Genomic DNA, 14,327 nt, shown 5'->3' with positions numbered 1-14,327 from the left:
TCCAGGGCTTGCTGCGATGGATGGGTGTTCCGACTTCGCCTCATCTGGCTCGAACGCATGCCTGCATGTCGTCCGGCCATCAACGTTTACGGTTACTGGTATAGCGCAGGATTCTCACCCGCATTTCCCCAAACGAACATGATCCGCACGTTCGCTCGCGCCGCGCTTGGCGCAACCATCTTTGCCAATATATGCTTCGCGGTATTCTACCACGCAGGCGACAGGAGAAGGGGCAGAAGGATTCGTCGGCATTCCTTCGCGAACGCGCAAGCTAGCAGCTTTCCAAAAGCATCCGAGCAAGGCTGCGATAGCGCTCGGCCATTGCCGAGTCGGGAAGCGCCGCCACAACGGTCTTGCGAAGCTCTTCAGCTTGCTGAACCTCCGGACTTCGAGGCAAAGAAGCAACCAGGGAAGTGCCCATCTCCGCACAGGCAGCCTCCACCGTAGCGCGCTCGTCCTTCACGTTTCGCTCGTTCAGGATAACGCCGCGCACCCGAGCGTAGCCCTTGTTCCGGTACGCCGCTACGGCTCGGTTTATGTTGTCCGCAGCATACAAAGCCATCATCTCCCCCGATGTCACGATGTACACGTCTTCGGCATAACCGCCGCGTATGGGCATGGCGAACCCTCCGCACACCACGTCGCCCAACACGTCGTACAGCACGAAATCAGGCTCGTAGGTCTGAAACGCCTTCAGCTCGTCAAGGCGCTCGAACGCCGCGATGATGCCCCGGCCCGCGCACCCGATACCCGGAGGAGGACCGCCCGCCTCAACGCACAGCACCCCCGTATCGCTGCGCACCACGATATCCTCCAGCTTCACGTGCCCGCCTTTTTCCTTGATGGCATCCAAAACCGTAAGGATGCGAACGCCCCCCGTCAGGTTCTTCGTCGAATCCGACTTGGGGTCGCACCCTATCTGCATGACCGTGAAGCCCTGCTCTGCAAGGGCGGCGGAAACGTTCGACGTCGTGGTCGACTTCCCTATACCGCCCTTGCCGTAAAATGCTATCTTCTTCACCGACTCGCCTTCTTCCGCACCATAGTATGCTCTATCGTCGCGAGCGCCGCAGAAAGGGCGTCCGGTCCCACGGCGGGCGCCGGATTCGTCCAATACAAGCGGCTGGAAACCGCAACGTGGGGAACGCCCACGTACGCCACCTCGCAAGGAATGGCCTCCTGAAACAATGGATCGCCGATCACCACGTCGTACCCACGATCAACAACGTGCTCGCAAAATTCACCTTCGCTTGAAAACGACCGGTCGCCCTCGAGCATCAGCTCGTCGTCCATACCGAAGAAGCTGGCCACCGTGCAGTCAGCGCCCGAAACCTCTCGCATCAGGCCGGCGCGAAAGGCGTTGGCCCATACTTGCTGGCCGACAATCAACACCTTCACGCCGCATGCCGGTTCGCACGGATTCCCGACGCCGCCCAAAGGCTTTGCCGAGAACTGCGCTTTCCAAGAATCGGAAGACGCCTGAAAGCCATCGGGAGCCATCCATCCCGCACGGCAAGGCCCCACGGGCAAGGCGCACGTCCAAGGCGTGCCGAACGTTTGCTCAAGCCAGCGGGCCGACGCAAGGGCAGCCACCGAAACAACCACGTTGACGTGCGCCTCCGCAAGACGCTCGACGTCTTCGAACGAATAGTCCATGCCAAGCGTGCAGATCACTCGGTAGCCCTCCCTCTCCACGTCTTCACGTAAAACGACAAGCTGATCGGGTCCCCAAAGATCAAGCGGTATCGCCCCTAAGATGTTCGCAGACGGGGCGACGCTTCGAGGAGCCGGCTTCGCGTGGCGCCTGCACAGTTCCATCATCACCATGCTCGCACCGCGATCGTAGGCGGTCATGCCCGTGGTTTCGAACGCGAAGCAAGGCAAAGACAGCCGATCCTCCAAAGCCGCAGCAACCGCTTTATGATCCGTGCCGATAATCGCCGCTGCCGGGCTGGCGAGCAAGGCGAGGTATCGAGAACCTTGCAGCCCCTCTATGAGGGGAAGCGTTTCCTCCAGGAACTCCTCATCCCCGAATATGGCCCGAACATCCCGCAGCCCGCTCGAAAGCACGAGCGAGGTTTTTTCGAAGTAGCGCGGCTCATCGTAGCCAGCGCAATTGGCAAGACACCCGCTTGCTCCGTTCACCACAATGGTTCCCTGCAAATCGTACAGAACCGACACCGCTCCCGAATAGTCGGGGGCAAAGGCCGGCAGAACGTCGAAATAATGAAGCCCGTCCATGTGCTCTCCTTCTTGGGCGCCCGCCCTGGAACAAACGTCGCCGCGCACGCATTCGCACAATGCGACAAGCATGCCCGACGCTCCTACACCACAAGGCTGCTGCTGGTCAGAGCAGCCTCGAACCCATCGGATACCTCGCAAGGGCGCACCAGCATGCGCAGCAGCTCGACACCGCCCTGAAAGCCGAACAGCGGCAATTCGAATCCTATATCGGCGTACCGCGTGCAATTCGAGTAGTACGCAGCATCCAGTCCCACCGCCACATCCACTTCAGGAGCCGTTTCGTGCATGAACAGAGCGCGTCTCGACTCGGGCGGAAGCACGACGATCTGAGGGGCCTTTTGCTGCAACCACGAAAGCTGCTCCATGCACGTGCGCGAAAGAGCGTTCGCATACACCGACTCGACCCTCATCCCGCACTCCGTCAAAAACCGAGCCAGCTCAAAAGGGCTTGCCAAGTGGGACGAGCCCACGGAAACGCGCAGACCCTTCAAGCGGGAAGCAAGCAACCCGATCTCCGCCATGGCCTGGTCGCGCGCTTGCTGCCAGGAAAGCGCGACCTCCAGCTTCTTCTCAAGGCGTTCGTAGCTTCGAGCCACCAAGGAGGGCAGCACATGAAGAGGAAAGCGAAGGCTCTCCATGCCCAGACGATCGTGCAAGGAATCGCACGCGATCGCCGCCGCGTCATGCGCAACCAAGTTCAAGCGGGACGCCGAAAGCGCCTGGAACTCCTCGTAGGTTGCGCAATCGGCCACGTTCGCCAATCTATAGCCCGCCCGAGCAAGCACAGCATGGGCCTCCGAAGACGGATGCACGTTCGAGAAGATGCCGCACAAGTTCAGAATCGCAGGCTGGCCGTCCGCCCCCGAAGAAGGCAAGGAAACGTCGCCCTGCTTCGAGGGTTCCAAAAAGCTGTAAACCGTGCGCAACGCCCGAGGCAACGGCGGCAGGGATCCTTCGCTTCTGATGGGGTTCATAGCCGAAACCTGCACCGGCAGCCCGCAAGCATCCTGCACGTCCGAAGCGATCAGATCGAAATCCGAACCCAGCAGATCGTCGATGCAGCTGTACACAATGGTAAGGGCACTGGGCGCATATCGATCCACGATGAAGCGCGCGGCATTCGCCACTTGGTCCAGATGCGATCCAAGCGACACCGCCTCATCTTGAACATGCAAGGCATGGATCCTCGCGCGATCGCGCCCGTGAAGATACGCCGCCACCAACCCGTGCCGGCCGCAGCCCTGAGGGGCAACGAACAGAACATGGCTTCCGGGCACCAGGCATGCAACGCGAGGAATGCCGTATCCTCCCGTCGCAGGCGAGTAAAAGCACAGATCGGATCCTTTGTTGAGCAAGAGAGGCTTCCCTTCGGAATCAACCTTGATCTCCGTAATAGGAATACCCTTCGGGGGCAGCGACTGCGCATCGAGGCAAGGGGCTTTCATCATGTCCTCCTCAAGGGAATAACGGCATCGTACGCGCGCCCGTCCTCAACGCAGGAGAGCAACTGCGCGTCGACGCCGTAATACTGGGAAATGCTCCGGCGGTTCAGCATGTCTTTGACCGGCCCGCAAGCATGTCCCTCGCGTCCGATCAGCAAAGCCTGGTCGGCAACGCGCAGGGCATGCGCCGGATAGTGGGTATTCATGACGATGGAAAGGCCGTCCTTTGACGCCAAGCGCTCTACCAGGTCAAGAACGTGGATCTGATTGCGCATGTCCAAGTTCGATTCAGGCTCGTCCATGATCAGCACAGAAGGCTCCTTCACCAACGCCCGAGCAATAAGGACCATCTGCAGCTGCCCGCCCGAAAGCTGATGGCACGAGCGCCGCGCAAGCGAGGCGATGCCCATGCTCTCGAGCAAACCTTCCGCACGAAGGTAGTCGTTCTTCGAAGGCGTTCTTCCGAAAGCAACGTACGACGAGCGCCCCATGACCACAAGATCGAGCACGGTATGGCTGAACACCATGCTGCGAGCTTGCGGGACGTAGCTGATTTCCTTCCAAAAATCAGCCGCAGACACGTCGCGTACCGGCCGATCGCCAAGAAAGAACTCCCCTTCCGTAGGAGAGAGAAACCGCATAAGGCAACGCAAAAGCGTCGTCTTCCCCACGCCGTTCGAACCCAAGACCGCCAAAACGCTGCCAGCCGGAACTTCGAACGAAACATCCTGGAACAAAGGGCTTCCGCCCGCATAGCAAAACGCCACCGATTTAGCCCTAATCACTCCAAGCACCCCCGGTTCGCCGCAAGAGGACCGCGAAGAACGGCGCGCCCACGATAGCCGTCAGAATAGACAGCGGTATCTCGGCCGGCGTTGCCGCACGCGCGCCCGTGTCGATGAGGACCATGAAAACCGCGCCGACCAGAACGCATGCGGGCAAAAGAAACTTATGGTCGTTCCCGGTCAGCATGCGAGCAAAGTGAGGAACGGCCAGCCCCACGAACGTCACTATGCCGCATATCGAAACGGTAAGAGCGGCGATGACCGTAGCCGCCGAAATGACGACAAGGCGCAAACGCTTCACGTTCACCCCCAAAGACACGGCTTCGTCTTCAGGCAAAGAGAGCACGTTGAGTTTCCACCGAAGGCACCACAGAACGCCGATGCCGGCGATGATGGCGGGCCCAACGGTAATCACGTCGGTAACAGACGTTCCCGCAAGACTTCCCATCAGCCAATACGTGATCGCCGGCAGCGTGTTTTGCGGATCGGCCACAAACTTCACCAACGAAACGAGCGCCTGGAACACCGCGCCCACGATAACGCCCGACAGCACCAGCGTGAGAACGGTGCTCCTGCCTCTTCTGCGGCTCATGCCGTACGTGCAGGTTATGCCCGCAAATCCAAACAGGATGGCCATCACCTGGACCGCAAGCGAATCGCCAACCAGCAAGATGCCCAGAGCGGCACCGAAGCCGGCGGCAGCCGATACGCCCAAAATATCGGAGCTAACCAAAGGGTTCCCGAACATCGCCTGCAACGACAATCCGGCAACCGACAGCCCCGCTCCAACGATCATGGCCATAAAAAGCCGCGGGATCCTGATAGAGAACAGCACGGTGTAGGTCGTCTCGTTCGCCACGGGTTGCCCCGCCAAAACGGAGAGCAGTTCGTCAAGCGGAATGCCATAACGCCCGAGGCACAAGGCCAGCGCTGCCGACGCAAGCAAAACGCCGATCAGGGCCCCTTGCATCAATCGCTGGTAGCGAATAGATTTGAACTTCATTGAACTCCTTGCAAACGTTGCGCAAAAAGGGATGCCCTGCATCTGCCGGAAGCATCAGCGGGCATCCCGAATCGCATGGTCAGCTATTTGGTGTTGCTGCTCTTGTACTGCCAATCAGCACCGCGAGCGGCTTCCGGATTGGAGGAAAGAACGCCTTTTACCTGGTCGTCAGATATATCGTAAGAATAGAACTCGTTGTAGTACGCCTTGATCTCGGCTTCCATGTCGTAGTCGAACAGATCCGGGTACAGCGTTTCGGACATCCACTTCAACATGAGCGGAGCGTCACCTGAAGGAGGGAACCAGCGATAGACTCCGATAGGCTCTTTGTACACGCGGCCCTCGCGCACCGCCTTCACGTTGCTCCAATCCTGTCCGGGAACCGTGTTGTTGTATAGATCCTCGGGCATGGTTTGGGAAAACGTGGTGATGATGATAACGTCGGGGTTCCATTCGTAAATCTGCTCCATGCTGATAGCGGGCGTGCCCGACAGCTCCGAGGCAACGTTCACGCCTCCGGCTGCGTCGATCCACCCCTGCCCGTAGTGGCCTTGGGCAGATGTGGTGATCTTCTTGTCATCGTGATTGAACAGGAACAGCGTCCGGGGCTTGTCCTTCTCGTCGATAGAGGCCGTCTTCTGCGCGACCTCCTCCTTCACGCGTTTGCCGTAGTCGACAACGGCATCCGTCTTGCCCGTGCTCCCGAACATGCGGCCCATGATCTCGACCCATGAATCGAAGGTCACCAGGGCGTCTCCGTCGCCTTGGGTCTTCACGCCAACGATGGGGATCCCTGCGGCTTTCATGGCGTCGCGCTGGTTGCCGTACTCGGCCCAATACATCACGGCATCGGGCTTGAGGGCAAGCAGCTCTTCGACGTTGATCTCGTCGCCCTGAACGAAGCTGCTGGGGACGTCAAGCAGGTCGGGGTACATAGCGGCCATCACGGAATCTTTGATGGCGCTCGCTGAACCGGGGTGCATTCCGACCAGCTTGTCAAGCGGCTCGCCCGTAACGGCGTACACGCTGGGAAGCGGCAACGCCGTGGTAACGAAACGATCGATAGATCCGGGCAGTTGCTGCTCTTCCCCGTTTTGGTCAACGACGACTATCGGCTCTTTTTCGCCGCTGTTTTCAGCAGCTGGATCCTGGGGCGCAGAGCACCCCGTAGCGAACAAGCCTACCGCAGCAGCCAGAAGAGACAGCTGCACTATGCGCTTGGGCATACGACAACCTCCTAAAAGTTAGTTATAGTTAACTTCTTGAGATTATCCTAATGTCCGGTCGTTGTCCAGATGCGCTAGTCAATTCTGGGAAAGTGCGTCGATTCGACCCGCAACGCCCCGCGTTACTGGTACCGCAGCGACTCCACGGGATCGAGCTTTGCGGCGCGCCGAGCCGGGTAGTAGCCGAACACCACGCCTATGAGCACGCACACGCCCACCGCGCCCAAAACAACCTGAGGCGCCAGCACGGGCGCAACGGCCATGCCGGGCTGAACCACGCCGATCACGCTTCCCAGGCCCCACGCCGCCAAAAACCCGAATACGATGCCGAACAAGCCGCCCGTAACGCACAGCGCAACGGCTTCCAGCAAGAACTGCATCGTGACGTCGTGGCGACGCGCGCCCAACGATTTGCGCAGCCCGATCTCGCGTATGCGCTCGGTCACGTTCGTCAGCATCATGTTCATGATGCCGATGCCTCCCACGAACAGCGATATCGAAGCAACCGACCCCATGAGCAGCGAAAACGCCGACATCATGGTTTCCATCTGCTTGATGATGGAATCGAGCGAGGTCACGTACACGTCGCTTTTCTGCAAATTGAAGTACCGTGCAACGTAATCTTGGGTAGTCTCGACAAGCCGGTCCATGTCGGTGCCTTCCCGAGCGGCTCCGATAATCTGCGATACCCCGCCGCCCGCGCCGATACGCGTCTGCGCCGTGGTGTACGGCAGGTACATGGTCATGCCGCCCGACATGAACGACGTGGTGTCGAGCACGCCCACCACCGTGTAGTCATCGTTTCCCAGCCGAACGGACTTGCCCACGGCCTGCACGTCGGCGCTGCCGAAAAGATCCCTGATGGAGCTGCTGTCGATCACCACAAGGCGCGCTGCGCCCGCCTCTTCGCTCGCAGTGAAGAAGCGTCCCTCCTTGAGCTTCGAGCCGGTCACCTCGAAGTAGTCGGGCCGCACGCCCACGATGTTCGCGGGAGTCTTCTTGCCGTCCGATTTCGCAACTTCGGTAGACGAGTAAGATGCGCCCGTAATGGTTTCGTATTCCGGCATGCCGGAAGCAAGCTTGTCCAGATCGTCGAAGGTCACGCCCTGAGGCGCATAGGCGCCGATGGAAACCTGCCGGGCCTGGCTGAACCCAAGCTCGCCCATGAGCATGTTCTGGACCCCCGCTATGAGCGAGGTCATGGCGATGACCGCGGCGATGCCGATCACGATGCCCAAGATGGTAAGGAACGAGCGCCCCTTGTTGGCCGACAGGGCATGCCAGGTTTCGTAGAACAAATCCCCGATCTTCATCGTGCACCTCCCGCCAAGCTGACATGCGGGCCGTCGTAGAGCTTGCCGTCCCTGATGTGAACCACGCGGTCCGCATGCGCGGCCACGTCGGGTTCGTGCGTGATGAGGACGATGGTCTTCCCCTGGTCGCGCAGGCTCTTGAACGTCTCGAGCACCATGTCCCCCGTTGCAGTGTCCAGGTTGCCGGTAGGTTCGTCGGCTAAGATGAGCGCCGGGTCGTTCACCAGGGCGCGCGCGATGGCCACGCGCTGCATCTGGCCGCCGGACAACTCGTTGCTGCGATGGTCGTACAGCCTTTGATCAAGCGAAACGCTGCGCAGCGCCGCATGCGCGCGGGCGGCGCGCTCCTTGCGCGGGCAGGCCGTGTACACAAGCGGCAGCATGACGTTGCGCATGACCGTAGCGCGCGGCAGCAGGTTGAACGACTGGAACACGAAGCCCAAACGCGTCGCCCGAATCTCGGCCAGCTCGTCCTCGCGATACGCCGCCACGTCGACGCCTTCCAGCAGATAGCGCCCGCGCGTGGGCGTGTCCAGACAGCCGAGCAGGTTCATGAGCGTCGACTTGCCCGAGCCCGAAGGTCCCATGATGGCAAGGAACTCGCCTTTCTCGACCGAGAGCGACACGCCGCGCAGGGCATGGGTGAGACCCGAAGCGCTCTCGTATATGCGATGCAGGTCAACGGCCTCTACCACGAAGCTCATGGCGCTATCCTATCGCCACGGCGTCGGCGGAAACGCCGGGCGCCGCGCTCGAAGCCCCTTGATCGCCCGCAGGCGCCAAGGATCCGATGACCACGTTTTCCCCAGCTTTGACCCGACCTTTCACCACCGACGTCAACCCGTCGGACGCGACCACTTCCACCGAGCGCTGCTCGACGGCCTGCGTTTCGGGATCGGTGACCACCATCACGAAGCTCTTGCCCGAGCTGTCCGACTGCACGGCCGAAATGGGAACCTTGAGGGCATCCTCGATCGTCGTGGTGGTGATGGTGGCCTTCGCGGTCATGCCCGGCTTCAAGCGAGGATCGGGCTGCGCGATCAGCAGCTTGACCGCGTAGGTGACGGCCCCGCCGCCTCCGTACGAGGCGCCAGCCGACGCGTCGCCCGCGCCCGCCGAGGTGGTAGCGATCTTCACCACGGTTGCAGGCAAGGTGAGGTCGGGTGCCGCCGTGAACGTGACCTGCGCCGTCTGGTCGGCGCTCACCTTGAGGATGTCTATCTCGTTGACGTTGATGGAAACGGTCATCTGCGACAGATCGGCTATCTGCACGGGAGACACGGGGTTCGCCGCCGAAGTGGATCCCAGCGCCTTGCCGGGCTCGATGTTCACGGCTACCACGCTTCCGGCGATCGACGAGGTAACGGTGCGCTTGTCGGCGCGCGCGACGGCTTCGTCATAGGTGGTTTGAGCGCTCTGCAACGCAAGGTTCGCGCTGTTGAGCGCAATCTCGGCCTGCCTGATGGCGGAGTCCGCTCCGCCTTCGTCGAACGTGGGAGCCGCGGCCGGAGCCTGCGGAGAAGACGGAGCGGTCGCGCCCGGCGCCGCGCTGGCCTGGGCATCGGCGAGCGCCTGAGCCTGTGCGCGCGCATCGGCCACCGCCTGCTGTCCGGCCGCTTTCGCGCGGTACGCTTCGTTCACGGCGTTTTGCGCTTGCGCCACGCCGTTGCGCGCTTCCTCGATGCCGCGCGCAGCTTGGGAAACCGCCTTGTCCAGTTCGGCGTTCACTACCGTGAACAGCGTTTGGCCGGCTTCAACGCGATCGCCTTCGGAAACGAACACCTCTCCTACGATACCGTCCACCTCAGGCGTAGCGCTCACAGACGAAATGGGCTGCAGGCTTCCTGAAGCGGTAACGGTATCGACGAACGTCCCCTGCTCGATCGGGACGGTTTGAGGGGCCATGCTCTCAAGCGCCTTGGCCGTTTGATCGGCAACGTACCAAGCAAGCGCGCCCATCAAAACTACGACCGCAAGCACGGCCACCGACACGCCGATGATGATCTTCCGCTTGCGCTGCTTCTTGCGCTTAGCCTTGAGGTCATTGAACGCCTGCATGTCGGAAAGCGCGTCGGCGTCGACGAGAGCATCGGGCAGCGGCGGCAGCACGGCCGTGGTCTGAGGCGAAGCGGGAACGAACGCCGCAGTATCGTCTGCGCCGAACGAACCCGCGGGAACGAAAGCACTGTTCCCGTCTTGGCGATTGCCGTGTTTCATCGCGAACCTCCCTACGCGCGAAGCAAGACGTCTTCGCGCAATACCTTCTCGCTACAGTATAATTTGATACAGAATACGCGATCACCGCGGAAAAAAGAAGCGCGAAACGGCGTCTTGGGCAAAAAGAAAGTGGTTTCATGGGAGATTTCTCCAACAAAGTGTTCGACACGGTGCGCCACATCCCGCGCGGCAAGGTTGCCTCGTACGGCCAAGTGGGTCAGCTGATCGGAGCCCCGCGATCGGCTCGCTACGTAGGTTACGCCTTGCGGGCGAACCCCGAGCCCGGGGCCGATCCTGCGTGCATTCCCTGCCATCGCGTGGTGTTCAAAGACGGAAGCCTGTGCAAGGGCTTCGTTTTCGGAGGCCCCGACGAGCAGCGAAGCATGCTGGCAGCCGAAGGCGTCGAATTCGAAGACGACGGGCGCGTGAACATGAAAGCCTGCCAATGGGACGGCCGCATGCAAGATGCCGGCGCCGACGGAGAGCCCACCCGCCCTCCCGCCGATTTCGACTGGAAAGCCGAGCTGGGAGAATAAAGGCCGCGCTTCGATGCCGAGCAAGCGTCGACCCGACTTGGACGCTCGCTTCGAGCGAGCGGAATGTAGCGGCCTCCGAACGTCTGGGCGCGAATGGGCACCTGCAGTAGCGTCAACGGGCGAACGCCTGAGCCACGAACTGGGCAACTCGCAAACCGTCGCATGCAGCGCTCATGATGCCGCCCGCATAACCCGCGCCCTCTCCGCACGGATAGAGGCCCGTCCCGCCGTCCATAGGGGATTCTTCGGCTAGAAGCGCCTCGCAGCCTTCGCCGCGCACGATGCGAACCGGGCTTGAACTGCGCGTTTCCACGCCGGTCATAACGGCATCCTGGTCTGCGAACCCCGTGAGCTTGCGGTCCAGCACCGGAAGCGCGGACGCAATCGCATCTGCAACGAACTCCGGCAGGCACTCCCGCAAGTCGCACCACGCCACGCCGCGCGCGTACGTGGGGCGCACCGACGAACCGGGACCCGCCGAGCGGCCCGCAAGGAAATCCCCCACGGTTTGAGCGGGCGCCTGATACGGATCGCCGCCCGCTGCGCACGCCGCCCGATACGCCGCGCGCTCCATATCCCGTTGCAGCTTCACGCCCGCAAGGGGATGATCCCCCTCGAAGTCCTGCGGGCCCACGCCCACCAGCAGCGCGCTGTTCGCATTCTCCCCGTCGCGCGCGAACCGGCTCATGCCGTTCACCACCACGCTGTCCGGCTCGCTTGCCGCGCATACCACCTGGCCGCCCGGACACATGCAGAACGTGTAGACGCTGCGTCCGTCGGGCAGATGAACGGCCAGCTTGTAGTCCGCCGGGCCGAGTGCCGGATGAGTTGCGGCATCGCCGTACTGAGCGCGATCCACCGCCACTTGAGGATGCTCGATGCGCACGCCCACCGAAAAGGGCTTCTGCTCCATCTTCACGCCCGCAGCATGCACGACCTCGAAGGTGTCGCGCGCCGAATGCCCGCACGCCAGCACCACGCGCCGCGCAGGCACGCGCGCGCTCCTTCCCGATTCGAGCACGTTCACCGCCGCAAGGGCCCCGTCCTGGAAATGCAAGCCCGTCAGCTGCGCGTGGAAGCGCACCTCGCCGCCCGCCGCGACGATCTGGCTGCGCAGCTCGCGCACCACGTCCACCAGCAGATCGGTACCGATATGGGGTTTGGCCTGCCACAGGATTTCCTCGGGCGCGCCGGCGTCCGCAAACCAGCGAAGCACATGACGCGCCAAGGGATTCTTGATGTTCGTGGTCAGCTTTCCATCGGAAAACGTACCCGCGCCTCCCTCTCCGAACTGGATGTTCGTCTGCGGGTCCAAATCCGCGCCCGCGTCGAACGCCGCGATCGTCGCAAGCCGCTCGTCCACGTCCGCCCCGCGCTCCAGCAGAAGGGGCCGCAAGCCGGCCCGCGCCAGGTACAGCGCGCAGAACAGGCCCGCCGGACCCGCGCCTACCACCACGGGGCGCGGCTCGCCGCTCGCCTCGAACGTCGGCCCGAGTTCCGGAACGGCAAGCGCCGCATAAGGCTCGTGACGCTTCACATGAGTGCCAGGGGAAGCTCCCGCGCCCGCCCGCGAGCAGGCTTGCGCAAGGACGCGCTGCTCCATCGAAGGATCGGAAAGCTCCACGCCAAGCGTCGCCACGAAGTGCACATCCCGCTTCTTGCGCGCATCCACGCTGCGCTTGAGGACGCGAACCGAATCCACGTCCCCCTCCCGCACGCCCAGCGCATCCGCCGCGGCAACGCGAACGAGCGCGTCGCCCTTCGACCCGGCGACACCCGCATCAAGCGGAAGCCTCACGTTCGAAACCTCAAGCACGGCTCGCTCCCTTCGCTCGACCGGCGTCGACCGCCAGTTCGTTGGCTGCCGCGCGGGCTGCCAGCATGCCGCTCGCCCACGCCCAATGCAAGTTGTACCCGCCGCAGGGCGCATCCACGTCCAGCGCCTCTCCCGCCGCGAAGAAGCCCGGTATGCGGCGCGCTCCCATCGTGCACGGATCGAACGCGTCGACGGCAAGCCCCCCGCGCGTCACTTGGCACTGGCGAGCATCGCCAATACCGCGCACCACCAGGGGCAACCCCTTGAGAACGCGCGCCAGCTTCGACGCATCCTTCTTGGCGAACGGGTCTTCAGAGCGCAGTCCCGCCTCCTTCAACACGGCATGGGCCACCGCGGGCAGCAGCATGCCCCGCACAAGCGCATCGGCCGAGCACGAGCGGCCGGCCGAACGCAAGCGGGCGGCGCGATCGAGCAGAAGGCCCTCCGCCTTTTCGGGCGCGATTTGGGGAAGCAGGTCGATGCGCAGCTTGTCACCCGGGCGGGCGAAGCGCGACAGGTTGAACACGGCAATGCCCGACACGCCGTAATCGCGGAACAGCACCTCGCCGGATTCGCGAGCCTTCTCGGCGCCGTCCTTGCCCACCAGCGAAACGCAACAGCGAACGCGAACGTTGTTGAGCGGCTTCACCAGGGCGGTATCCGTGCGCAGCGGGCCCAGCACGGGACGACCGCTCACGCATGACAGCCCTTCCGGCAGCTCGATCTCCTCGATCGCCCTGCCGCCAACGGCCACGATCACGGCATCGGCATGCTGCACCGCGCCGTCCGCAAACCGAATATGGAATCGATCGCCAGCGCGCTGCGGCGCCTCGACGCGTTTGGCAACGCAGTCGCACGCCAGATGCACCTCCGCATCCTGCGCAGCCGAACGCAGCACGTCCAACACGCTGGTCGCCTTGTTCGCCAAAGGATACAGACGCCCCTCGCCCTCTTCGCGCCAGAGCAGGCCCAAGTCGGCGAACAGGTTGTGAACGGGGTCCTCATGCGATTCTAATTCAGGTTCGGGTTCGACCTCAAGCTCGGCCAAAGCCTGCGAGACGAACGTCGGATTGCGGTATGCGGCAACGTCGATGCAAGCATTCGAGAAGTTGCAGCGGCCATTGCCGGTTGCCAGAATGGATCGACCGACGCGGTCGCTGGCTTCGTACACCGTCGTCTCCACGGATCCGGGGGCAACGCCTCGAGCGCGCAGAGCGCGGACGGTTTCAACAGCGGCCGCGAGCCCCGCCGCGCCGCCTCCTATGATGGCAAGTTTCTTCATACCGGCCATGATACCGCAAGGCGAGGCGAGCCCCGCCGCAGCGCAACCGCTTATCGCAGGATCCTCGCAGCAGGTAAACGACGCGGGGACAGCGGTCGGCGCAGCCCCCAGCGCGCTCGGCAGCGCGGCGGCGCGGCGGCAACGGTTAAGAAAGACGCCCGCCGCCGAACCGCCATCGACATGCGCCCGCCTGCGTTGAGGACGGCGATGCGCTTTCTGCTCGATTTTGCACGCAATGTTGCGCTTTTCGAGGCGCAAGCCCTCTTCATCGCCTTCCCTCCAAGAGCCGTATTTCATTATCCCAGTTCACAAGGACGAGGCTTTTGAAGATGCGAGGCGGTGCGCAACATTGCTGTAAAAATCGGGCAGCTAGGGGCGCTGGAGGGCGCTGAGAAAATCCTGACGGCGAACCAGCCGCGCCGCCCGACCACCGGGGGCCCATCACGACCGATCGCAGCCCGAC

General features: G+C 62.5%; 12 protein-coding genes and 1 riboswitch. Of the genes, 1 reads left to right on the top strand and 11 read right to left on the bottom strand.

The genetic code is table 11. The annotated features are described in order from the left end of the window. A riboswitch (cobalamin riboswitch) is annotated at nt 1-195 on the bottom strand. A 76-nt stretch (nt 196-271) separates the two neighbouring features. The 9 genes from LG373_RS01635 to LG373_RS01595 all read right to left on the bottom strand — a co-directional run bounded on the left by LG373_RS01635 (nt 272) and on the right by LG373_RS01595 (nt 10,230). Beyond that, complete coding sequence (locus tag LG373_RS01635; protein ID WP_225748806.1) at nt 272-1,021, bottom strand: AAA family ATPase; 750 nt, start codon at nt 1,019-1,021, stop codon at nt 272-274. Continuing rightward, complete coding sequence (locus tag LG373_RS01630) at nt 1,018-2,241, bottom strand: nitrogenase component 1 (protein ID WP_225748805.1); 1,224 nt, start codon at nt 2,239-2,241, stop codon at nt 1,018-1,020. The genes LG373_RS01635 and LG373_RS01630 overlap by 4 nt, the downstream gene beginning before the upstream one ends. Nucleotides 2,242-2,324: 83 nt before the next feature. Next, nucleotides 2,325-3,692 (bottom strand): nitrogenase component 1, encoded by a 1,368-nt coding sequence (locus LG373_RS01625; RefSeq protein WP_225748804.1) that lies wholly within the window; start codon nt 3,690-3,692, stop codon nt 2,325-2,327. Next, entirely contained in the window at nt 3,689-4,471 is a 783-nt protein-coding gene (locus LG373_RS01620; protein WP_181792550.1) for an ABC transporter ATP-binding protein, read from the bottom strand. The genes LG373_RS01625 and LG373_RS01620 overlap by 4 nt, the downstream gene beginning before the upstream one ends. Then, nucleotides 4,464-5,474 (bottom strand): iron ABC transporter permease, encoded by a 1,011-nt coding sequence (locus LG373_RS01615; RefSeq protein ID WP_216528892.1) that lies wholly within the window; start codon nt 5,472-5,474, stop codon nt 4,464-4,466. Before LG373_RS01615 ends, LG373_RS01620 begins: the two co-directional genes overlap by 8 nt. 83 nt (nt 5,475-5,557) lie before the next feature. Beyond that, the gene (locus LG373_RS01610) at nt 5,558-6,700 is read right to left on the bottom strand and encodes an ABC transporter substrate-binding protein (RefSeq protein WP_114566779.1); all 1,143 of its coding nucleotides are present in this window, start codon (nt 6,698-6,700) and stop codon (nt 5,558-5,560) included. Between the two features lie 122 nt (nt 6,701-6,822). Next, a complete protein-coding gene (locus LG373_RS01605) occupies nt 6,823-8,013 on the bottom strand; it encodes an ABC transporter permease (protein ID WP_114566778.1) in 1,191 nt (396 codons plus the stop codon). Continuing rightward, a complete protein-coding gene (locus LG373_RS01600) occupies nt 8,010-8,717 on the bottom strand; it encodes an ABC transporter ATP-binding protein (RefSeq protein ID WP_114566777.1) in 708 nt (235 codons plus the stop codon). Before LG373_RS01600 ends, LG373_RS01605 begins: the two co-directional genes overlap by 4 nt. Nucleotides 8,718-8,721: 4 nt before the next feature. Continuing rightward, the gene (locus LG373_RS01595; protein WP_216528894.1) at nt 8,722-10,230 is read right to left on the bottom strand and encodes an efflux RND transporter periplasmic adaptor subunit; all 1,509 of its coding nucleotides are present in this window, start codon (nt 10,228-10,230) and stop codon (nt 8,722-8,724) included. Between the two features lie 137 nt (nt 10,231-10,367). Here LG373_RS01595 and LG373_RS01590 point away from each other — a divergent pair, with 137 nt between their 5' ends. After that, entirely contained in the window at nt 10,368-10,766 is a 399-nt protein-coding gene (locus tag LG373_RS01590; protein ID WP_216528895.1) for an MGMT family protein, read from the top strand. A 112-nt stretch (nt 10,767-10,878) separates the two neighbouring features. Here LG373_RS01590 and LG373_RS01585 read toward each other — a convergent pair whose 3' ends face one another. Next, nucleotides 10,879-12,582, bottom strand: coding sequence for an NAD(P)/FAD-dependent oxidoreductase (locus LG373_RS01585; protein ID WP_225748803.1), 1,704 nt, complete (start codon nt 12,580-12,582; stop codon nt 10,879-10,881). Further along, nucleotides 12,575-13,864, bottom strand: a complete 1,290-nt coding sequence (locus LG373_RS01580; protein WP_225748802.1) for an aminoacetone oxidase family FAD-binding enzyme — start codon at nt 13,862-13,864, stop codon at nt 12,575-12,577. The genes LG373_RS01585 and LG373_RS01580 overlap by 8 nt, the downstream gene beginning before the upstream one ends. Nucleotides 13,865-14,327 lie beyond the last annotated feature (463 nt).

Source organism: Paraeggerthella sp. Marseille-Q4926, from assembly GCF_916618935.1.
GTDB classification, from domain to species: Bacteria; Actinomycetota; Coriobacteriia; order Coriobacteriales; family Eggerthellaceae; genus Paraeggerthella; species Paraeggerthella hominis.
The sequence above is the reverse complement of the archived record's forward strand: the minus strand, read 5'-3'. Positions and strand labels throughout refer to the sequence as shown.